At 74.6% G+C, this 21,006-nt stretch carries 18 protein-coding genes; 8 read left to right on the top strand and 10 right to left on the bottom strand.

Annotation, left to right across the window (positions count from 1 at the left end; translation table 11 throughout):
* Positions 1-125 precede the first annotated feature (125 nt).
* The 3 genes from ACIRBY_RS13115 to ACIRBY_RS13105 are packed head-to-tail and all read left to right on the top strand — an operon-like array spanning position 126 to position 2,751.
* On the top strand, positions 126-794 hold the full coding sequence (locus ACIRBY_RS13115) for a DUF5819 family protein (RefSeq protein WP_403900104.1): 669 nt from the start codon (positions 126-128) through the stop codon (positions 792-794).
* Positions 779-1,987 carry an HTTM domain-containing protein gene (locus ACIRBY_RS13110; RefSeq protein WP_403900102.1) on the top strand — a complete coding sequence of 403 codons (1,209 nt, stop codon included), beginning with the start codon at positions 779-781 and terminating at the stop codon, positions 1,985-1,987. Before ACIRBY_RS13115 ends, ACIRBY_RS13110 begins: the two co-directional genes overlap by 16 nt.
* Positions 1,988-2,013: 26 nt before the next feature.
* Positions 2,014-2,751, top strand: a complete 738-nt coding sequence (locus ACIRBY_RS13105; protein WP_403900100.1) for a TrmH family RNA methyltransferase — start codon at positions 2,014-2,016, stop codon at positions 2,749-2,751.
* A gap of 23 nt (positions 2,752-2,774) precedes the next feature.
* On the opposite strand, the gene paaN is transcribed toward ACIRBY_RS13105, so the two are convergent.
* Entirely contained in the window at positions 2,775-4,457 is a 1,683-nt protein-coding gene (paaN, locus tag ACIRBY_RS13100; protein WP_403900557.1) for a phenylacetic acid degradation protein PaaN, read from the bottom strand.
* A gap of 168 nt (positions 4,458-4,625) precedes the next feature.
* Here paaN and ACIRBY_RS13095 point away from each other — a divergent pair, with 168 nt between their 5' ends.
* Both ACIRBY_RS13095 and ACIRBY_RS13090 read left to right on the top strand, forming a co-directional pair.
* Positions 4,626-6,167 (top strand): 3-hydroxyacyl-CoA dehydrogenase, encoded by a 1,542-nt coding sequence (locus ACIRBY_RS13095; protein ID WP_403900098.1) that lies wholly within the window; start codon positions 4,626-4,628, stop codon positions 6,165-6,167.
* On the top strand, positions 6,164-6,751 hold the full coding sequence (locus tag ACIRBY_RS13090) for a TetR/AcrR family transcriptional regulator (RefSeq protein WP_366454148.1): 588 nt from the start codon (positions 6,164-6,166) through the stop codon (positions 6,749-6,751). The genes ACIRBY_RS13095 and ACIRBY_RS13090 overlap by 4 nt, the downstream gene beginning before the upstream one ends.
* A 58-nt stretch (positions 6,752-6,809) precedes the next feature.
* Here the strand turns inward: ACIRBY_RS13090 and ACIRBY_RS13085 are convergent, their stop codons facing one another.
* The gene (locus tag ACIRBY_RS13085) at positions 6,810-7,292 is read right to left on the bottom strand and encodes an Lrp/AsnC family transcriptional regulator (protein WP_403900096.1); all 483 of its coding nucleotides are present in this window, start codon (positions 7,290-7,292) and stop codon (positions 6,810-6,812) included.
* Between the two features lie 293 nt (positions 7,293-7,585).
* Here ACIRBY_RS13085 and pdhA point away from each other — a divergent pair, with 293 nt between their 5' ends.
* From pdhA to ACIRBY_RS13070, 3 genes are read left to right on the top strand one after another with little or no spacing between them, the layout of a single operon-like run.
* A complete protein-coding gene (pdhA, locus tag ACIRBY_RS13080) occupies positions 7,586-8,722 on the top strand; it encodes a pyruvate dehydrogenase (acetyl-transferring) E1 component subunit alpha (protein ID WP_403900094.1) in 1,137 nt (378 codons plus the stop codon).
* The gene (locus ACIRBY_RS13075; protein ID WP_366454151.1) at positions 8,719-9,726 is read left to right on the top strand and encodes an alpha-ketoacid dehydrogenase subunit beta; all 1,008 of its coding nucleotides are present in this window, start codon (positions 8,719-8,721) and stop codon (positions 9,724-9,726) included. Before pdhA ends, ACIRBY_RS13075 begins: the two co-directional genes overlap by 4 nt.
* Positions 9,726-11,060, top strand: coding sequence for a dihydrolipoamide acetyltransferase family protein (locus ACIRBY_RS13070; protein ID WP_403900091.1), 1,335 nt, complete (start codon positions 9,726-9,728; stop codon positions 11,058-11,060). Before ACIRBY_RS13075 ends, ACIRBY_RS13070 begins: the two co-directional genes overlap by 1 nt.
* Before the next feature lie 438 nt (positions 11,061-11,498).
* On the opposite strand, the gene ACIRBY_RS13065 is transcribed toward ACIRBY_RS13070, so the two are convergent.
* The 8 genes from ACIRBY_RS13065 to ACIRBY_RS13030 form a co-directional block, all read right to left on the bottom strand.
* A complete protein-coding gene (locus tag ACIRBY_RS13065) occupies positions 11,499-12,476 on the bottom strand; it encodes an NAD(P)H-quinone oxidoreductase (protein ID WP_403900089.1) in 978 nt (325 codons plus the stop codon).
* 22 nt (positions 12,477-12,498) lie between these two features.
* Entirely contained in the window at positions 12,499-13,599 is a 1,101-nt protein-coding gene (locus ACIRBY_RS13060) for a potassium channel family protein (RefSeq protein ID WP_403900087.1), read from the bottom strand.
* The gene (locus tag ACIRBY_RS13055) at positions 13,587-14,891 is read right to left on the bottom strand and encodes a molybdopterin molybdotransferase MoeA (protein ID WP_403900085.1); all 1,305 of its coding nucleotides are present in this window, start codon (positions 14,889-14,891) and stop codon (positions 13,587-13,589) included. The genes ACIRBY_RS13060 and ACIRBY_RS13055 overlap by 13 nt, the downstream gene beginning before the upstream one ends.
* Positions 14,888-15,778: an NTP transferase domain-containing protein gene (locus tag ACIRBY_RS13050; RefSeq protein WP_403900083.1), complete on the bottom strand. Its 891-nt coding sequence runs from the start codon at positions 15,776-15,778 to the stop codon at positions 14,888-14,890. Before ACIRBY_RS13050 ends, ACIRBY_RS13055 begins: the two co-directional genes overlap by 4 nt.
* Positions 15,779-16,009: 231 nt before the next feature.
* Positions 16,010-16,549, bottom strand: coding sequence for a bacterial proteasome activator family protein (locus tag ACIRBY_RS13045; RefSeq protein ID WP_366454159.1), 540 nt, complete (start codon positions 16,547-16,549; stop codon positions 16,010-16,012).
* 82 nt (positions 16,550-16,631) lie between these two features.
* Positions 16,632-19,391 (bottom strand): FtsX-like permease family protein, encoded by a 2,760-nt coding sequence (locus tag ACIRBY_RS13040; RefSeq protein WP_403900555.1) that lies wholly within the window; start codon positions 19,389-19,391, stop codon positions 16,632-16,634.
* A gap of 101 nt (positions 19,392-19,492) precedes the next feature.
* Positions 19,493-20,302: an ABC transporter ATP-binding protein gene (locus tag ACIRBY_RS13035; protein WP_403900081.1), complete on the bottom strand. Its 810-nt coding sequence runs from the start codon at positions 20,300-20,302 to the stop codon at positions 19,493-19,495.
* A gap of 25 nt (positions 20,303-20,327) precedes the next feature.
* On the bottom strand, positions 20,328-20,993 hold the full coding sequence (locus ACIRBY_RS13030) for a PadR family transcriptional regulator (protein ID WP_403900079.1): 666 nt from the start codon (positions 20,991-20,993) through the stop codon (positions 20,328-20,330).
* Positions 20,994-21,006 lie beyond the last annotated feature (13 nt).

Here is a 21,006-nt window from a genome sequence, read left to right as displayed (position 1 = left end):
CGTCCGAGTCTGCCGTCCGCCCGACCGACCGATCGTTCGGTTCATCCTCTTCAATGGTGAGACGGCGGCCCGTAGGGTGTCAACCTCTGTGGGCAACCCTGTGGACGCCGGATGATCGGGGCGGGATGGACGCGAACGAGCGCGAGCGCGGGGACGGGCCCGGTGCGGCTCCTGCCCGGGCGCCCGGGATCGCCGGCCTGTCCCTCCCCTACCGGGTCCTCGCGGCGCTGGTCACGGCCGCGCTGGCCGTCGCCGCCGGCCTGCACCTGGGGCTGGTCTTCCTGCACGTCGCCCCCTCCAACACGCTGAGCAAGCGGCACGCGGGCCTGGTCGACGGCTGGGTCTACCCCGAGTTCGAACAGAACTGGAAGCTCTTCGCCCCCAACCCGCTCCAGCAGAACATCGCCGTGGAGGCCCGCGCCCAGGTCCGCACCGCCGCCGGCGCCCTCGTCACCACGGACTGGCGGGACCTGTCCGCCGAGGACGCCGCCGCCATCCGGCACGGCCTGCTGCCGAGCCACACCCGGCAGAACGAGCTCCGCCGCGCCTGGGACTTCTTCACCGGCTCCCACGACGACGAGGACAAGGCGACCGACGCCGAGCGCGGCGAGCTGTCCGAGGCCTATCTGAAGCGGATCGCCGGCGCCCGGCTGGGGGCCGGACTCCCCGGCGGCGACCGGATCGTACGGGTCCAGCTGCGCTCGGCGACGCGCTCCGTGGCCGCGCCGGCCTGGAGCGGGGAGAAGACGGACACCCAGACGTACTACCGGGAGCTGCCGTGGTGGACCGTCTGAGGCGGGCGCTCGCCCAGGTCAGCGGCCAGGCCCTCGGCCCGTACCAGAGCGCCGTCGTACGCATCGGCTTCGCCGGGACCTGGCTGTTCTTCCTGCTGCGCGAGTTCCCGCACCGCCAGGAGCTGTACGGGCCCGACGGGCCGTGGAGCTGGCAGCTCGCCGAGCGGCTGGTCGCCGGGAACCACGCCTTCACGGTGCTGCTGTGGTCCGCGTCCGGGTGGTGGTTCGAACTCGTCTACGGCCTCGCCGCGGCCGCGAGCGCGCTGCTGGCGCTGGGCTGGCGGACGCGGGCGACGTCCGTGCTGTTCATGGTCGGGGTGCTGTCGCTGCAGAACCGCAGCGTGTTCATGGGCGACGGCGGTGACAACGTCATCCACCTGATGGCCGTCTACCTGGTGCTCACGCGCTGCGCGCAGGTCTGGTCGCTGGACGCGCGGCGGGCCAGGCTGCGCGGCAGCGCCGCGGCGGGGCCGGCCGGGCCGGCGCTGTGGGGCGTGCTGGGCGCGGTCCTCGCCTACGGGGCGCTGGCCGGACGGCTGAGCGGCGGCTGGACGGCCGTGTTCGCGGCGCTGTGGGCGGGGGCCGCGCTGTGGTGGGCGGCCGAGCGGTACGAGCCGGAGGGCGAGCGGCGGGCCGCCCTGGACGTACTGGCGAACCTGCTGCACAACGCCGGGATGCTCGTGATCATGGCGGAGGTCTGCCTGATCTACGCCACGGCGGGCTGGTACAAGATCCAGGGCTCGCGCTGGCAGGACGGCACCGCGCTGTACTACCCGCTGCGGCTGGACTACTTCACCCCGTGGCCGGCGCTGTCGGGCGTGCTGGCGGGCAGCGGGGTGACGGTGATGCTGCTGACCTACGGGACCGTGGTGGTGCAGGTCGCGTTCCCGTTCACGCTCTTCAACCGGCGGGTCAAGAACGGGCTGCTGGCGGTGATGATGCTGGAGCACGCGGGGATCGCGGTGCTGCTGGGGCTGCCGTTCTTCTCGCTGGCGATGATCGCCGCCGATGCGGTGTTCCTGCCGACCGGGTTCCTGGTGTGGGTGGGGGCGCGGGCCGGCGCGCTGCTGCCGCTGCGCGGAGCGGCTCCCCGCCCCGCCCTTCCGCCGTTCCCCGGGGCGCGGCCCCGGCCCCCGCTCCCGGGGGCTGCGCCCCCGGACCCCCGGGCCTCGCACGCCGGCGAGGCGGGATAGCCGCCGGCGGGTCGTAGGGTCGGGGCATGAGTGCTGTGGTGCGGGAGTGGGCCGGGATCGCCGGACGGGACGACGTGGTGTTGCTGGACGGGTTCCATGCCCTCAAGCACGCCCTGCGGTTCGGGGCCGAGGTGCTGCTCGTCGTGGCCGAGGAGCCGGACGGCGTACGCTCCCTCGCCGCCGAGCTGGCTCCCGACGTGGAGGAGGAGGTGGCCCGGCTGCTGCGCCGGGGGCCGCTCAAGGAGCTGCTGCCGCGCGTGCACCCCACCGGGGTCGCGGCCCTCGCCGTCCGGCCCGACCGGGACGCCGGGCGGGCCGCCCTGGCGCGCACGCCCCGGCCCGCGCCGATCGTCCTGCTCGACAACCCCCGCAACCTCGGCAACGTCGGCGCCGTCGTCCGCCTCGCCGCGGGCTTCGGCGCCACCGGCGTGGTGACCCGGGGCGACCTCGACCCCTGGCACCCCAACGTGGTCCGCGCCGGGGCCGGGCTGCACTACGCGACCACCGTGGACCGGCTGGAGCTGGAGGAGCTCCCGCCCGGGCCCGTGTACGCGCTGGACCCGGAGGGCGAGGACATCCGCGCCCTCACCCTCCCGGACGACGCCCTGCTGGCCTTCGGCTCCGAGCGCCACGGGATCTCGCCCGGGCTGCGCGCCCGGGCGGACCACCTGGTCTCCCTGCCGATGCGGCCCCAGGTCTCCAGCTACAACCTGGCGACCAGCGTCGCGATGACCCTCTTCCACTGGGGCGGCCCCCGGCCCTGAGGCCCGGGCCCGGGCCCCGGGGGCTACGCCTGGCGGCGGACCTCCACCACGCGGAAGCGGTTGGAGACGAACGCCCCGTCGCACAGTGCGGCGTTCGCCGCCGGGTTGCCGCCCGAGCCGTGGAAGTCGGAGAAGGCGGCGGTCTGGTTCACGTAGACCCCGCCCGTCAGGTTCAGCGACAGCTGCGCCGACTCCTCCAGGCAGACCTCCTCGATCGCCCGCTCGGTGTCCGCCGAGGTGGTGTAGGCGCCCACCGTCATCGCGCCCTTCTCCCGCACCGTGCGGCGCAGCAGCTCCAGGGCGTCGGCGGTGGAGTCCACCGCCACCGCGAAGGAGACCGGGCCGAAGCACTCCGACAGGTACGCCGCCTCCGGGTCCGGCTTGCCGGCGTCCAGCTTCACGATCACCGGGGTGCGCACGACCGCGTCCGGGAACTCGGGGTTGGCCACCTCGCGGGAGGCCAGCGCGACCTCGCCCAGGCCCGCCGCGGCCTCCAGGCGCGCCTTGACGTCCGGGTTGACCAGCGCGCCCAGCAGGGCGTTGGCCCGGGCGTCGTCGCCCAGCAGGCCGCCGACCGAGGCGGCGAGGTCGGCGACGACCTCGTCGTAGGACTTGTGGCCGGCGTCCGTCCCGATGCCCTCGCGCGGGATCAGCAGGTTCTGCGGGGTGGTGCACATCTGGCCGCTGTAGAGGGACAGCGAGAAGGCCAGGTTGGACAGCATGCCCTTGTAGTCGGAGGTCGAGTCGACGACGACCGTGTTGACGCCGGCCTTCTCGGTGTAGACCTGCGCCTGGCGGGCGTTGGCCTCCAGCCAGTCGCCGAACTCCGTCGAGCCCGTGTAGTCGATCAGCTTGATCTCGGGGCGGACCGCGAGGGTCTTGGCGATGCCCTCGCCCGGCCGCTCGACGGCCAGCGCCACCAGGTTCGGGTCGAAGCCGGCCTCGGCGAGCACCTCGCGGGCCACCTTGACGGTCAGCGCCAGCGGGAGGACGGCGCGCGGGTGCGGCTTGACCAGGACGGCGTTGCCGGTGGCCAGGGAGGCGAACAGGCCGGGGTAGCCGTTCCAGGTGGGGAACGTGTTGCAGCCGATCATCAGCGCGATGCCGCGCGGCACCGCCGTGAAGGTCTTGCCGAGCTCCAGCGGGTCGCGCTTGCCCTGCGGCTTGGACCAGTCCGCCTGGCCGGGGACCCGGGTCTGCTCCTCGTACGCGTAGGCGACGGCCTCCAGGCCGCGGTCCTGCGCGTGGGGGCCGCCCGCCTGGAACGCCATCATGAACGCCTGGCCGCTGGTGTGCATCACCGCGTGCGCGAACTCGTGGGTGCGGGCGGAGATGCGGGAGAGGATCTCGACGCAGACCGCGGCGCGGGCCTCGGGCCCGGCGTCGCGCCAGGCGCCCATGCCGGCCTTCATGGCGGGCAGCAGGACGTCCACGTCGGCGTGCGGGTACTCCACGCCCAGCTCCGGGCCGTACGGGGAGACCTCGCCGCCGGTCCAGCCGTCGGTGCCGGGCTGGTCGAGGTCGAAGCGGGTGCCGCGGACGGCCTCGAAGGCGGCGAGCCCGTCGGCCGGGGCGGTCTCCCCGTAGGCCTTGGGGTGCTCGGGGTGCGGGGACCAGTAGGCGCGGCTGCGGATGGCAGCCAGCGCCTGGTCCAGGGTGGGCCGGTGCTTCTCGGTGAGCTGGGAGAGGGTGAGCTCGGCGGCCATCAGGGACCAACTCCTCGTTGAGCCGGGCAGGATCAGGCTGGTTCTCAGCATGAGATCAGGCAGGGGCGGGTGAAGAAGAGCAGACTGGAGTTAGAGTAACCGAACGATCGGTCGGGACAAGAGGGCCCGGCAGGACCTGTGGACAACCCGGTGCGGGAGGATCAGGACATGACAGCAATCGAGCGGTCCCGCACTGTGGCGGTCGTCGGCGCCGGCACCATGGGACAGGGCATCGCCCAGGTGGCCCTCCTCGCGGGCCACCGCGTGCTGATCCACGACATCGACCGCGCCCTCGCCGCCACCGGGGCCGCCCTCGTGCGCGACCGCGTCGAGCGGATGGCCGCCAAGGGCCGCCTCGACCGCGCCGAGGCCGAGGAGGCCGCCGGCCGGATCCGGGCGGCCGACGGCCTGGCCGACCTCGCCGACGCCGCCCTCGTCGTCGAGGCCGTCGTCGAGGACGTCACCGTCAAGCACGCCCTCTTCGCGGCACTCGAAGAGGTGGTTTCGCCGGACGCCCTGCTGGCCACCAACACCTCCTCCCTCTCCGTCACCGAACTCGCCGCCGGCCTCGCGCACCCCGGCCGCTTCCTCGGCCTGCACTTCTTCAACCCGGCCCCGCTGCTCCCCCTCGTCGAGGTGGTGAGCGGCTCCGCCACGGACCCGGCCGCCGCCGAACGCGCGTACCGCACGGTCCTGGGCTGGGGGAAGACCCCGGTCCGCTGCGCCGACACCCCCGGCTTCATCGTCAACCGGATCGCCCGCCCCTTCTACGCGGAAGCCTTCGCCGTGTACGAGGAGCAGGGCGCCGACCCCGCGACCATCGACGCCGTCCTGCGCGAGAGCGGCGGCTTCAAGATGGGCCCGTTCGCCCTGACCGACCTGATCGGCCAGGACGTCAACGAGGCCGTGACCCGCTCGGTGTGGGAGTCCTTCTTCCGCAGCCCCAAGTTCACCCCCTCGCTCGCGCAGCGCCGGCTGGTCCAGTCGGGCCGCCTCGGCCGCAAGTCCGGGCACGGCTGGTACCCGTACGGCGAGGGCGCGCAGCCGCCCGCCCCGCGCACCGCCGAGCCGCAGGAGGCGCCGGAGAAGGTGTCCGTCGTCGGCGACCTCGGACCGGCCGCCGCCCTGGCGGGGCTCATCGAGGAGGCCGGCATCGCGGTGACCTCCACCGCGCACGGCGGCCCGTACATCCAGCTGCCCGGCGAGGGCCAGCTGGTGCTCGCCGACGGGAAGACCGCGGTCGAGTTCACCGACGTCGTCTACTTCGACCTCGCGCTGGACTACCGCCGGGCCACCCGGATCGCCCTGTCGGTCAGCGAGGACACCAGCGAGCGCACCCTCGCCGAGGCCGTCGGCCTCTTCCAGCGGCTCGGCAAGGAGGTCTCCGTCATCGGGGACGTCCCCGGCATGATCGTCGCCCGGACCGTGGCCATGCTGATCGACCTCACCGCCGACGCCGTGGCGCGCGGGGTGGCCTCCGCGGAGGACATCGACACCGCGATGCGGCTCGGCGTCAACTACCCGCTGGGCCCCTCCGAATGGCACGCGCGGGTCGGCCGGGACTGGGCGTACGACCTCCTGCACCACCTCGACGAGCGCTGCCCGGGCGGCCGCTACGCCCCCTCGCTGGCCCTCTTCAAACTGGGCTACGCGGACGACGGCGAACCGGAGGAGGCCGCCGCAGGGGCGGCGGAGGAGGGCACCGGATGACCACGGCCAGGCGGGACACCTACACCCCCGAGACGCTGCTGTCGGTGGCGGTGCAGGTCTTCAACGAGCGCGGCTACGACGGCACCTCCATGGAACACCTCTCCAAGGCCGCCGGCATCTCCAAGTCCTCGATCTACCACCATGTGGCGGGCAAGGAGGAGCTGCTGCACCGGGCCGTCAGCCGGGCGCTGGACGAGCTCTTCGCGGTCCTGGAGGAGCCGGGCGCCCTGCGCGGCCGCGCGGTGGCGCGCGTCGAGTACGTCACCCGCCGCACGGTCGAGGTGCTGGTCGCGGAGCTCCCCTACGTCACCCTCCTGCTGCGGGTGCGCGGCAACACCCGCACCGAGCGCTGGGCGCTGGAGCGCCGCCGCGAGTTCGACCACCAGGTCGCCGAGCTGCTCAAGGCCGCCGCCGCGGACGGGGACCTGCGGGCGGACGTGGACATCCGGCTGGCCACCCGCCTGCTGTTCGGCATGGTCAACTCGCTGGTCGAGTGGTACCGCCCGCACCCGGGCACGACCCCCGACCAGCTCGCCGACGCCGTGGTCAGCATGGCCCTGGACGGCCTGCGCGCGAAGTCCTAGAAGTCCTAGCGGGAGCACCGAGGGGGGAGGGGGCCGGATTCCGGCCCCCTCCCCCCTTTCAGTCCTCCGTGAGCGCCGGGCCGCCGGCCGGGCCGGGGTCCAGCAGGTCCGTCTCCTCGAAGACCAGCAGCGTGCGGGTGGACAGCACCTCCGGGATGGACTGCAGACGGGTCAGCACCAGCTCCCGCAGCGTGCGGTTGTCCGCCGTGTGGACCAGCAGCAGGACGTCGAAATCCCCGCTGACGAGCGCGATGTGGGCGGCTCCCGGCAGCTCGCGCAGCTTCTCGCGCACCGTCCGCCACGAGTTCTGGACGATCTTCAGGGTGATATAGGCGGATGCCCCCTGACCTGCTCGTTCGTGGTTCACCCGGGCAGTGAACCCGCGGATCACCCCGTCGTCGATCAGCCGGTTGATCCGGGCGTACGCGTTCGCGCGCGAGACGTGCACCTGCTCGGCCACCGACCGTATCGACGCACGGCCGTCCGCCTGGAGCAGGCGCATGATCGACCGGTCGATCGGGTCGAGGGGGCGGGGCGGCACGGGCGGCGCCGGCGCCGCCGGCGGGACGGGAACCGGCGGTGCCGCCGGGGCGGCCGGGGCACCTCCCGGTGTAGCCGGTACGGAGCCCGTTCCGGCCATTTGTTCATCCGGCATTGCCCACTGCCTCCCTCTCCTGGACGTCCTGCACCCATCCCAGGGCCCCGTCGCCAGTTTGTCCACAGCCTGAAGGTGCCTGTAGCCAAATTGCGCCGACGACCGAACAATCGGTAGGTGAGGCACCCCACAACCGGGGGCCCGCCCTGCCCGCTTCCCACGAGGAGGTGTACGCCGCCATGACGGTCCAAGAGCTGCCCGGTGCCGGTGCGTCCCACCGAGTCACCCCGCCGCCCGCCTGGAGGCCCCGCACGGAGGCCGCTCCGCTGCTGCCGGACCCGGAGCCCTACCGGGTCCTGGGCACCGCGGCCGCCGAGCACCTCGACCCCGCGCTGATGCGCCGCTACTACGCCGCGCTGGTGCGGGGCCGCCGCTACAACGCCCAGGCCACCGCGCTGACCCGGCAGGGCCGTCTCGCCGTGTACCCCTCCACCGTCGGGCAGGAGGCCGCCGAGATCGCGGCCGCGCTGGTCCTGGAGGAGCAGGACTGGCTCTTCCCGAGCTACCGCGACACCCTCGCGGCCGTGGCGCGCGGACTGGACCCCGTCCAGGCGCTCACCCTGCTGCGCGGCGACTGGCACACCGGCTACGACCCGCGCGAGCTGCGCATAGCCCCGCTGTGCACCCCGCTCGCGACCCAGCTCCCGCACGCGGTCGGCGTGGCGCACGCCGCGCGGCTGCGCGGGGACGAGGTCGTCGCGCTTGCCATGGTCGGCGACGGCGGCACCAGCGAGGGCGACTTCCACGAGGCGCTGAACTTCGCGGCCGTCTGGCAGGCCCCGGTGGTCTTCCTGGTCCAGAACAACGGCTTCGCCATCTCCGTCCCGCTCGCCAAGCAGACGGCCGCCCCGACCCTGGCCCACAAGGCCGTGGGGTACGGGATGCCCGGCCGGCTGGTCGACGGGAACGACGCCGCCGCGCTGCACGAGGTCCTCACCGAGGCCGTGAAGCGGGCGCGCTCGGGCGGCGGCCCGACCCTGATCGAGGCCGTCACCTACCGGATGGAGGCCCACACGAACGCCGACGACGCGACCCGCTACCGGTCCGACTCCGAGGTCGAGGCCTGGAAGGCGCACGACCCGCTGGAGCTGCTGGAGCGCGAGCTCACGGCACGCGGCTGGCTGGACGAGTCCGGCGTCCGGGAGGCGCGCGACGCGGCCGAGGCGATGGCGGCGGACCTCCGCGAGCGGATGAACGCCGAACCCGTACTGGACCCGATGGACCTCTTCGCGCACGTCTACGCCGAGCAGACCGGCCGGCTGCGCGAGCAGGCGGCCATGCTGCGCGCGGAACTGGAAGCGGAAGGTGACGCATGACCACGGTGGCTCAGCAGGGGGTCAAGCCCGCGACGATGGCGCAGGCGCTGACCCGGGCCATGCGGGACGCGATGGCGGAGGACCCGACCGTCCACGTGATGGGCGAGGACGTCGGGACGCTCGGCGGGGTCTTCCGGATCACCGACGGGCTCGCGAAGGAGTTCGGCGAGGACCGTGTCACGGACACCCCGCTCGCGGAGGCCGGGATCCTCGGCACCGCGGTCGGCATGGCCATGTACGGGCTGCGGCCGGTCGTGGAGATGCAGTTCGACGCGTTCGCCTACCCGGCGTTCGAGCAGCTCATCTCGCACGTGGCGAAGATGCGCAACCGCACGCGGGGCGCCATGCCGCTGCCGATCACCATCCGCGTGCCGTACGGCGGCGGCATCGGCGGCGTCGAGCACCACTGCGACTCCTCCGAGGCCTACTACACGGCCACGCCGGGCCTGACGGTCGTCACCCCGGCGACCGTCGAGGACGCGTACGGGCTGCTGCGCGCCTCGATCGCCAGTGACGACCCCGTGGTCTTCCTGGAGCCGAAGCGGCTCTACTGGTCCAAGTCGCCGTGGTCGCCGGAGGCCCCCGCGGCCGTCCCGGGCATCGGCGAGGCCCTGGTCCGCCGGGCCGGTACGAGCGCCACCCTGATCACCTACGGGCCCTCGCTGCCGGTCTGCCTGGAGGCGGCCGAGGCGGCCCGCGAGGAGGGCTGGGACCTGGAGGTCGTGGACCTGCGCTCCCTCGTCCCCTTCGACGAGGAGACGGTGGTCGCCTCCGTGCGCCGCACCGGGCGCGCGGTCGTGGTCCACGAGGCCGGCGGCTTCGGCGGCCCCGGTGCGGAGATCGCGGCCCGGGTGACCGAGCGCTGCTTCCACCACCTGGAGGCGCCGGTGCTGCGCGTGACGGGCTTCGACATCCCGTACCCGCCGCCGATGCTGGAGAAGCACCACCTCCCCGGTGTGGAGCGGATCCTGGACGCGGTGGCCCGCCTGCAGTGGGAGAACTGATGCCGCAGGTCATGGAATTCAAGCTGCCCGACCTCGGCGAGGGCCTCACCGAGGCCGAGATCGTGCGGTGGCTGGTGGCGGTGGGCGACGTCGTCGCCATCGACCAGCCGGTCGTCGAGGTCGAGACGGCCAAGGCGATGGTGGAGGTGCCCTGCCCGTACGGCGGCGTTGTCACCGCCCGGTTCGGCGAGGAGGGCGAGGAGCTGCCGGTCGGCGCCCCGCTGATCACCGTGGCGGTGGGTGCGGAGTCGGCGCCCGCCGGGGCCGCTCAGGTCCCGGTCGCCGAGGCGGATGCCGAAGGCTCCGCCAACGCGCCCCGGCCGCTGATCGGGTACGGCTCGGACCACTCGCGCCCGGCGCGTCGGCGACGGGTGCGACCCGTCACCAGCGCGGTGTCGGCGCCCGTCGCGGTCCCGGCTCCGGTCGCGGCTCCGGTCCCGGTCCCGGCGGCTCCCGCCGGGCCGGTGCCCGTCATCTCGCCGCTGGTGCGCAAGCTGGCCCGGGACAACGGGGTCGACCTGCGGGCGCTGCGCGGGTCCGGGCCGGAGGGCCTGATCCTGCGGTCCGACGTGGAAGCCGTGCTCCGGACCCCCGCGCCCGTGGCCGCTCCCGCGGCGTCGGCCGCTCCCGCGGCGGTGGCCGCGCGGGGCGAGCGCATCCCGCTCAAGGGGCTGCGCGGCGCCGTGGCGGAGAAGCTCTCGCGCAGCCGGCGCGAGATCCCCGAGGCCACCTGCTGGGTCGACGCGGACGCCACCGAGCTGATGGCGGCGCGGGCCGCGATGAACGCGGTGGACGGCCCGAAGATCTCGGTGCTCGCGCTGCTGGCCCGGATCTGCACGGCCGCGCTGGCGCGTTACCCGGAGCTCAACTCCACGGTGGACCTCGCGGCGAACGAGATCGTCCGGCTCCCCGAGGTGCACCTGGGCTTCGCCGCCCAGACCGAGCGCGGGCTGATGGTCCCCGTCGTCCGCGACGCCCACACGCGCAGCCCCGAGTCCCTGTCGGCGGAGTTCGCCCGGCTGACGGAGCTGGCCCGGGCCGGGAAGCTGGCCCCGTCCGACCTGACGGGCGGGACGTTCACCCTGAACAACTACGGGGTCTTCGGGGTGGACGGCTCCACGCCGATCATCAACCACCCGGAGGCGGCCATGCTGGGCGTCGGGCGGATCATCCCGAAGCCGTGGGTGTACCGCGGCGAGCTGGCCGTCCGCCAGGTCGTCCAGCTGTCGCTGACGTTCGACCACCGGGTCTGCGACGGGGGTGCGGCGGGCGGCTTCCTGCGCTACGTCGCGGACTGCGTGGAGAACCCGGCGGTCCTGCTGCGCGGTCTGTAGCCGCGCGGGCGGGCGGCCCCCGTCAGGCCGGGGGCGGGGGCGGCGGGGGCCAGGCCGTCGGACGCAGGACGGCCCGGACGGTGGACCCGGACGGGGGCGGGGCGCAGCGCCGTGTCGCGGGCCGCGACCGCCGGCGGGTGCGTCAGGGCGTGGCCCCTGCGGCCCGCCCGGCGCGCCGCCCGGGCCACGGACCCGGCCCGCGGCCTGCGCACCGCGTCGTGGCGGGCCAGGGCGGGCCCCGCCGGCCCCCGCCGGCCGGCTCTGCCGCCAGGACCACCGCGTCCTCCAGCGCCTGGCACGCGCCCTGGCCCGGGTTCGGGGTCATGGCGTGCGCCGCGTCCCCCAGGGAGGCGCTGGAGGGGCTGGTCGCCTCCGCCGACCGCGCGGGACCCGGGCCGAGGGTTTCCCGTGGAGGCTCCCGGGGACCTCGGGAGGGCCTCAGACCGTCAGGAGGATCTTGCCCACGTGCGCGCTCGACTCCAGGACCCGGTGGGCCTCCGCCGCCTCCGTGATCGGATAGGTGGCGTGGACCACCGGCCGGACGCGGCCCGCGCCGATCAGGGGCCAGACGTGCTCCCGTACCGCCGCGATGATGGCCGCCTTCTCCTCCAACGGGCGGGCGCGCAGCGAGGTCGCCGTGATGGCGCCCCGCTTCGCCAGGAGCTTGCGCAGGTCGAGTTCCGCCGTCACCCCGCCCTGGAAGCCGATCACGGCCAGCCGGCCGTTCATGGCCAGGGCCTCCAGGTTCCGGCCCAGGTACTTCGCGCCCATGATGTCCAGGATCACGTCCGCCCCGGCGCCGTCCGTCGCCGTCCGCAGCTCCTCCACGAAGTCCTGCTCGCGGTAGTCGATCAGGACGTCCGCGCCCAGCTCCGCGCAGCGCTCCAGCTTCTCCTTGCCGCCCGCCGTCACCGCCACCCGCGCGCCCACGGCCTTGCCCAGCTGGATCGCCATGGTGCCGATGCCGCTCGAACCGCCGTGCACGAGCAGGGTCTCGCCCGGCCGCAGCCCCGCGACCATGAACACGTTGGACCACACCGTCGCGACCACCTCCGGCAGCGCGGCCGCCGCCACCAGGTCCACGCCCTGCGGGACCGGCAGCAGCTGGCCCGCCGGAACGGCGACCTTCTGCGCGTACCCGCCGCCCGACAGCAGGGCGCACACCTCGTCGCCCACCGCCCAGCCGGACACCCCCGGCCCCACGGCGGCGATGCGTCCGGAGCACTCCAGGCCGGGATGGGGCGAGGCCCCCGGCGGCGGATCGTAGAAGCCCTGCCGCTGCAGGACGTCGGCGCGGTTCACGGCGCTGGCCGCGACCTCGACGAGCACCTCGCCCTCGCCCGCCACCGGATCGGGTACGTCGGCCCAGACGAGGGCCTCGGGGCCGCCCGGCTGCTCGATGGTGATCGCATGCATGGCCCGGAATCTACCGCGCCGGCTACTCCGCCGGGCCGAGAGTGACCTGAGGGGTCGTCGGCGGGGTGGCCCGCACGATGGTGATCACCCGGTCGGTCAGCCGGAGCGGGCCGGCCTGCGGATCGTCGTAGGCGAGCAGCCGGTGCCCGCGCACCACGCTGACCACCAGGTCACCGGTCTCCCGCACCCCCAGACCGACCTCCGACCGGTTGACGGGCCGTTCGACCAGGTCCAGGCCGCTGCCCTGGTGGATCAGGTCCTCCATCACGGCGCCCGCCCTCGGGCTCAGCACGGACAGCCCCAGCAGCCGCCCGGCGGCGCTCGCGCTGGTGATGACGGCGTCGGCGCCGGACTGCTTCAGCAGCGGTGCGTTCTCCTCCTCACGGACCGCCGTCACGATCCGCGCGCCCCGGTTGAGCTGCCGGGCCGTCAGCGTGACGAGGACCGCGGTGTCGTCCCGCTGCGTGGCGATGATGATCTGACGGGCCTTCTGGAGCTCGGCGCGCAGCAGGACGTCCGAGCGGGTGGCATCGCCGACGACCCCCGTGAACCCCTCCGCGTTGGCCATGTCGACGACCTTGGCGCTGGGGTCGACGATGACGACCTGCTCCTTCTGGAGGCCGGTCGCCAGCAGCGTCTGGAGCGCCGAGCGGCCCTTGGTGCCGAAGCCGACGACGACCGTGTGCTCGCGCAAGTTCTTCCTCCAGCGGTTCAACCGCCACTCTTCCCTGGTGCGTTCGGTCAGGACCTCCAGGGTGGTGCCGACCAGGATGATCAGGAACAGCACGCGCAGCGGGGTGATCAGCAGGATGTTGACCAGCCGCGCGCTGTCGCTGTACGGGACGATGTCGCCGTATCCGGTCGTCGACAGGGTGACCGTCGCGTAGTAGACGCAGTCGAGGAGGTCGACCTGGTCGTTGGCGTTGTCGTGGTAGCCGTCCCGGTCGAGCCAGACGATCAGGACCGTCAGGCAGAGCACGAACAGCGCCATCAGCAGCCGTTTGGCGACCTGGCGCAGCGGCCTTTCCACCACCCGCTTGGGCAGTTTGATGCGGCGTGAGACGAGCCTCTCGTCGGCGCCGCGCGCCATCGCGTCCTGACCGTGGAGTTTCACGTGAAACATCCCCCGGCGGCCCACGGCAGGTCGAGGACCTCCAGTTCCTGCCCGTTCCGCGCGCCGTGCGGCGGTACGACGGCCAGCGCGTCGGCGCCGGCCACCCCGCGCAGCATCGCCGGGCCGTTGTAGCGCAGCGGTACCGCGTGCTCGTCGGTCAGCAGGACCGGCACCAGCCGGGTGTCGTACGGGTGCCCCGGCACCTCGCCCTGGACCGGTACGGCGTAGCGGGGGCGCTGGCGGCGGCCGGCGAGGGCGCGCAGCAGCGGCTCGGCGAGGGTCAGCAGGCCGGACACGGCCGCGAGGGGGTTGCCGGGCAGGCCGACCACGTGGCGGCCCTCCGCGCGGTCGCCGAGGCGGGCCAGCAGCATCGGGTGTCCGGGGCGCACGGCGACCCCGTCCACGAGCAGCTCGGCGCCGGCCCGCTCCAGCACGGGGTGGACGTGGTCGACGGGGCCGGAGGCGGTGCCGCCGGTGGTGACGACCACGTCGGCGGTGGAGCCGGTGATCGCCTCGAAGAGGGCCTCGGCCCCGGCCGGGTCGTCCCCGAGCCGGCGGGTGGAGACCACCTCGGCTCCGATGCGGGTGATCCACGGGCCCAGCATGGGGCTGAGCGCGTCGCGGATCAGCCCGTCGTGCGGGAGGCCCTCCGTGAGCAGCTCGTCCCCGAGGACGAGGACCTCCACGCGCGGCCGGGGCCGGGTGACGAGCTCGTCGTACCCGGCGGCCGCGGCCAGGCCCAGGACGGCGGGGGTGACCAGGGAGCCGGCCGGGAGCAGCGGGTCGCCGGAACGGCACTCCTGGCCGCGCGGGCGGATGTCCTGACCGGTGCCCACGGGGCGGGTGGCGTGCAGCTGGGTGCCCGACTCGCGGGCGTGTTCGCTGCGGATCACGGCGGTGGTGTCGGCGGGGATCCGGGCGCCGGTGGCGATCCGGACGGCCTCGCCGTCGGCGAGGGGCGCGGGCGAGGCGTCCGAGGTCCCCCCGGCCAGGATCCCGTCGCCGGGGCGGATCGCCCAGGGGCCGGGCCCGGCGACGGCCCAGCCGTCCATGGCGGAGGTGTCGAAGGACGGGAGGTCGCCGAGGGCGTCCAGGGAGCCGGTCAGCACCTCGCCGAGCGCGTCCGCGAGGGCCACCCGGTGGCTGCGGGCCCGGATGGTCGTGCCCGCCAGGGCGGCGTTCTCCCGGGCGCGCTGCCAGGCACTGGCGCGGTGCCCGCCACCCCCGCCGTCGGCGGCGGGGGTACGGCTGACCAGGGCGAGCGCCTCGTCCAGGGCGCCGTCGGCGTCGGTACGGGTCATGGAGAGCCGTTCCCCTCGGGGTCGGTGGGCCGGGCGTCGAGGGATTCGGCTTCCGCCGCCCAGCGCAGGGCCAGGGCGGCCGCCTTCCGGGAGGCCTCGGCGACGGCCTCGGCGGGGTCGGCGCCGGCCGCCTCGGCGCGTGCGGCCGCGTAGCCGACCAGGAAGGTCGTCAGCGGGGCCGCGGGCCGGGCGACACCGTGCGCGGCGTCACGGGCGAGGTCGAGCAGGGTCTTGGTGTCGACGTCGACGTCGATGCCGAGCTCGTTCTTGGCGGCGTTGATCCATTGCTCCAGCACGTTCCCATGCTCCCTGATCCGGGCACGGGCCGTCGCCAGGTCCTCCCAGGTGTCGCAGTCGAAGGAGGCGAGTGGCGCAGCGGCCGTGACCCTGGCCAGGTCCAGCTCGGCGGTGAGCGTGCGCAGGGGGAGGCCGTGGAGGGTGCCGTGCTCGGTCGCGAGCAGGGCGATCTCGCGGCGCAGGGGTTCGGCGCGATAGGCGGCGACGAGGGGCTGGTCGCGGCCCTCGGGGTCGCTGAGCAGGGCCCCGTCCCCGGGGCCGGCGGCGGCCGAGGAGAGGAGGGCGCGGACGGTGTCCCGGTCGAGGAAGGGCAGGTCGGCGGAGAGCACGAGGACCAGCCCGGCGGTCGTCCGCCGCAGCCCGGCCTGGAGCGCGGCCACCGGGCCGCCGCCGGGCGGGGCCTCCAGGGTCCAGTCGACCGGGCGGGCGGTGGGCCTGCGGCCGCCGACGACGACGGTCGCGGCGGCGTCCTGGCAGGCCGCCAGGACGCGGTCGAGGAGGGTGCGGCCGCCCACCGGGAGGGTGGGCTTGTCGGCCCCGCCGAGGCGCCGGGCGGCGCCGCCGGCGAGGACGATGGCGTCGTAGCTCATGCCCTTGAGTATGCGCGGGCCAAGCCGACTCCGTGGGGGCGCACTTAACCCCCGCTTACGCTGCGGCCGGCGGCCGGGTGCGGGTGCCGCTGCGCGGAGCCGTCTCCCCGCCCCGCCCTTTCTCCGTTTCCCGGGGCGAGCCCCGGACCCCCGTTCCCCGGGCCTCCGCCCCAGGCCCACCCCGGCCACCGCTCGAACGTCGGCGGGGCTGTGAACGGCCCCGCCGGAGGCCTAGAGGTACGGGCCCGAGCGGATGGCGCCGTGGGGGCCTTCCTCGTCGTCGTCGTGGGGGCCGCCGGGGGGCAAGGCGCGGCGCATCTGCTCCAGTTGGGCCCGCGCCGCCATCTGCTGCGCGAACAGGGCCGTCTGGATGCCGTGGAAGAGGCCTTCCAGCCATCCCACCAACTGCGCCTGGGCGATCCGCAGTTCGGCCTCGGACGGAACGGCCTCCTCCGTGAACGGCAGGGAGAGGCGCTCCAGTTCCTCGACCAGCTCCGGGGCCAGGCCGTCTTCCAGTTCCTTCACCGACGCCGCGTGGATGTCCTTGAGACGGACCCGGCTGGCCTCGTCCAGAGGAGCCGCGCGGACTTCTTCCAGAAGTTGCTTGATCATGCTGCCGATCCGCATGACCTTGGCGGGCTGTTCGACCATCTCCGTCACCGGGACCTCGCGCGACTCGTCATCGGCGCCGCCGACCGCCTTCCCGTCCTGTCCCACGATCAGGACGTGCGGGGGACTGTCCTGCGACCGTTCACTCCTCGGCATCTCCATGCCGCCATTCTCTCGCACACCTTCGTTCTCACACGGTGTGCCCCCGCACGGGCGTGATCCACCCTGTGCGGGGGCGGCAACGTCATCCCGCGGCCCGCCGGGCCAGGGCGCCGCTCGACTTCGTGACCAGTGCGGCCAGTACGGCCGCGCCCAGGGGGACGAGGACCAGGAGGCCGGCCAGGGTGTCCCAGGGGACGGCGATCGGGACGTAGAGGGGCTCGTCCGGGGTGGAGTAGCCCATCTCGACGGCGCGCTGGAGCAGGCTCCGCTGCTCGCGCTCCTGGGTGAGGCGCAGGCCGACCGCGGGCAGGATGCCCGCCGCCGAGCCGAGGACGACGCCCATCAGGGCGACCACCCCGCACTGGAAGCCGCTGAGCGTGCGCCGCACGCGCGGGGCCGCGCCCACCGCCGCCAGGGTCTTCAGATCGGCCTCGGAGTCCGCCTGGGCCAGGCCGGTGGCGATGCCGGCCGCGCCGATGGTGACCAGGCCGGCGAAGACGGCCAGGGCCAGCATCCCGATGGTGCTGTCCTCCTGGTACCCGCGTTCGATCGAGACGCGGACGTCGGCGCCCGTGCGGTCGATCTCCCCGTCCAGCCGCTGCCGCTGCTCGGTGCCCGCGGCCCGCTCCAGGCTGAAGTACGCCCCGACCGGGGCCGTGGCGATCCCGGCGGCCTTCACCGCGGCGGGCGGCAGGACCACCCGCACGCCCCAGGATTCGGTGCCCTCGGGCGCCTGGTGGACGGCGAGGACCTTGTCCTGGCCGGGCAGTTCGGCGTGGACCGCCTCCGCCTTCTGCGCGGCGGCGGGGTCGGTGACGAGCCGGAGGGTGATCTTCCCGTCCTTCACGACGCGGCGGTCGAAGGCGACCGGCCGCCCCGCCTTGAGCGCCGCCACCGAACCCGGGTCCGTGACCTCCAGGACCTGGAGGAGCTTCTCGTCCGCCACGATCGTGTCGAAGGAGGAGCCCATGCGGCGCGGTATGGCGCAGCGGGGGTCCTGGCGCAGCTTCTTCACCTCCTCCTTCGGGAAGTCGGCGGGGCCGTGCTCGGACTCGTAGAGCGGACAGCGCTGTTCCTTCGGGACGATGAGCTCGACCCGTCCGCAGCCCGGGTCCCGGGCGTACGACTCGCAGTTGGGGTTGCCGATCGACAGGCGGTCCACATCGGCGCGCACCGCCACCGGCAGGGTGCGGGTGAGGGTCTCGCGCGCCGTCGGCACGTCCTTGTGGGCGCTGTTGTCGTTGGCGCTGAGCAGGCCGGCGCCGGCGGGCAGTTCGGCGACGTACTCGTGGCGGGCCTGGACGTCCCGGCTGTGCTGGTACGTGGAGACCGCCACGGTTCCGGCGACGGCGGCCAGGACGGCGGCCACGGCCGGGGCCGTGCGCCCCCGGTTGCGGACGGCATCGCGCAGCGCGAGCCGGGGCGAGAGCGGCAGCCACCGCCCCAGCCGCCCGAACAGGCCGACGAGCACCGGGGTGAGGGCGACGACGCCCAGCTCGGCGAGGGCGCTGCCGCCCATGACGACGGTGGGGCTGACCCGGTAGCGGGTCCCGTAGAGGGCCAGCGCGGCGCCCGCGACGATGGCGAGCAGCCCGACCAGGGGCAGGATCCGGTTGGCGCGCCGGATGCCCCGGCGGCCGGTGAGGGAGGCCAGGACGGTCTGCCGGGAGGCGGTGACGGCCGGGACGAACGCGGCCAGCAGGCCGGTCACAACGGCGAGCAGGGCGATGCCGAGGAGCTCCAGGGGGCGGAAGTCGAGGGCGCCGAAGCGGCTGCCGATCTTCTCCTCCAGGAGCGGCCGCAGCCCGATGGTGAGGCCCACGCCCAGGGCGCAGCCGAGGACGGCGGACACGGCGCCGATGACCAGGCCGCCCGAGAGGACGATGGCCCGGATGTGCCGGCGGTCGCCGCCGTTGGCCCCGACCAGGCCGAGCTGGCGGCGCGAGCGCCGGGCGCCGACCGCGAAGGCCGGTCCGGCGAGCAGGCAGACCTCCAGGAGGGCCAGGCCCACGACGGTGGCCGCGACGGCCTTCTCGGTGATCCGGCCGCCGTCCGGGCCCGGCCTGTCGAAGCGCTGGTCGGGTTCCTGGGCGTAGAACGGCACCGCGGAGTCGGCGGGCGGGTGCTCGGCCACGGCGCGGGAGCGGACGAGCCCGCCCTTGGCGTTGGCCTCCTTGACCATGTTCCACGTGAAACCATCGCCGCCGACCTTCACGAGGAAGGAGTCGTCGACGTTCAGCCCGGGTGCCCCCGCGGCCGTGAGGGCCTTGTCGAGCGGCAGGAGCAGGGTGCCCGGCAGGGCCAGCAGCTCGTCCCGGGCCAGCTCGGAGGGCAGTTCGTAGGCCCCCGTGATCCGGTACGGGGCCTTCGAGCCGCGCGGGGTCACGGAGGAGCCGACGTACAGCCCGGAGTGCTCCAGGAAGGCGGCGGTGGCCATGACCTCGCCCGGTCCCTGGGGCAGCCGGCCGCGGAGGGGGGTGAACAGGCCCCGGGTGAGCGGGTGGTGGACGTCCAGTTCGCGCAGCGGGGTGTCGAGCAGGCCGTGCCGGGTGTGCACCTTGACGCTGGAGCGGCTGTCCTGGACGGCTTCGGCGCCGGCCGGGACGGCGTTCTTGAGCGGGGCGCGCTCCTTGTCCGGGTCGGGCCGGTACTTCTCGTAGCCGCCGACGGGCGCGTAGCGCCTCGCGTCGGGGCTCTGGAGGATCGGGCTGTCCAGGTGGGGCGATTCGAGCAGGGCGTCGGCGACTCCGACCTGGCGGGACAGCGTCTGCCCCGGGGTGAGTTCGGCGCTGCGCAGGGTGAGGTCGACGGCGCTGACCCCGACGACCGGCAGGGCGATCATCGAGAGGACCAGGGCGCTGCGGCCCTTGGCGCGCCAGGCGTCGCGGCGGGCGATGCGCAGGGCAGCGATCCAGGAGTGGTACCAGGAGGCGAGCGGGGAGGTCACAGGCCGGCCGCCCGCCCGGAGAGCAGCGAGTCGGCGTGGCTGCGCAGGGTCTCGTCGACGACGCTGCCGTCGCGCAGGAACACCACCCGGTCCGCCCAGGCGGCGAAGCGGGGCTCGTGCGTGACCAGGATCCCCGCGGCGCCGGCGTCGCAGCGCAGCCGCAGCAGGGCGAGCACGGACTCCCCGGTCTCGGAGTCGAGGGCGCCGGTGGGTTCGTCGGCCAGGACCAGGCGGCGCTCGCCCACGAGGGCGCGGGCGATGGCCACGCGCTGCTGCTGGCCGCCGGACATCTCGTCGGGGAAGCGGTCGGCGAGGGCGCGCAGGCCGATCTCCTCCAGGGCGGCGAGGGCGGCGGTGCGGGCCCTGCGGGCGGAGGTCCCGTCGAGTTCGAGGGGCAGGGCCACGTTCTCGGCCGCGGTGAGGGCCGGTATGAGGTTGTAGTCCTGGAAGACGTAGCCGATGCTGCGGCGGCGCAGCGCGGCCAGCTTGCGGCGCCCGGCGGTGGTGAGGTCGACGCCCTCGACGACGACCCGGCCGGAGGTCGGGGTGTCGAGTCCGCCCGCGAGGGTGAGGAGGGTGGACTTCCCGGAGCCGGAAGGGCCCATCACGGCGACGAGTTCGCCGGGGTGCACGGCGAGGTCGATCCCGCGCAGGGCGTGCACCTCGGTGGCGCCGCTGCCGTGCGTGCGGACGAGGTTCTCCAGCCGGAGCACGGGTGCGGCGGGCCGGGCGGCGCGCCCCGCGTGGTTCGCCTGGCTCGCAGGGTTCGGGTGGTTCGGGTGGGAGCTGTGCTGCTGGTCGGGCATGAAGGGTCCCCCTTGGAAGGGCTGTTCAGCCCCGCCGCGTGCGGGCGGCGGGGCCGGTGGTGCCGGAGGTCGGGCCGGTGGCGGCCGCCGGGGGCGGCGTGGCGTTGCCGGCGGCCGGGGCGGCCGGTGCGCCGCCGGTGGTGCCGAGCGCGGCCAGCCGGACCAGGCGGGCCTCGGAGTGGTCGAGCCAGCGGGCCTCGGCCTCGGTCTGGAAGATCAGCTGCTCCAGGACCAGCAGCCAGGCCACGTCGTCGCGTTCGTGCGCCTGCCCGGTCTCGATGGCGGACAGGGCCTGGGCCTTGAGCCGGGTGTAGTCCTGCATCGCCCGGACCGTGGCGTGCCGCTGGGACTGGATGACGGCGCGGATGTCCACGCCGGGGGCCCCGACGGCCATGGCGAGCTTGATGGCCAGCTCGTCGCGGGGCGGGTTGGCCCGGTCCACGGGGCGCTCGTACCAGTCGCGCAGCTCGCCGCGCCCGGTGTCGGTGATGGCGTAGAGGGTGTGCCCGGCGGCGTCCTCCCCGCCGGGCGCGACGAGCCCGTCGCGCTCCAGGCGGGCCAGGGTCGTGTACACCTGCCCGACGTTGAGGGGCCAGGTGGAGCCGGTGCGGGATTCGAACTCGGTGCGCAGCTGGGAGCCGTAGCGGGGGCCCCGTTCCAGCAGCGCGAGAAGGCCGTGACGGATCGACATACTCAGTATGTAT

The sequence above is a fragment of the Streptomyces sp. NPDC096136 genome, assembly GCF_044763325.1.
GTDB lineage: Bacteria > Actinomycetota > Actinomycetes > Streptomycetales > Streptomycetaceae > Streptomyces.
Note: the sequence above shows the minus strand (reverse complement) of the source record. Positions and strands in the feature narration are given on the sequence as shown.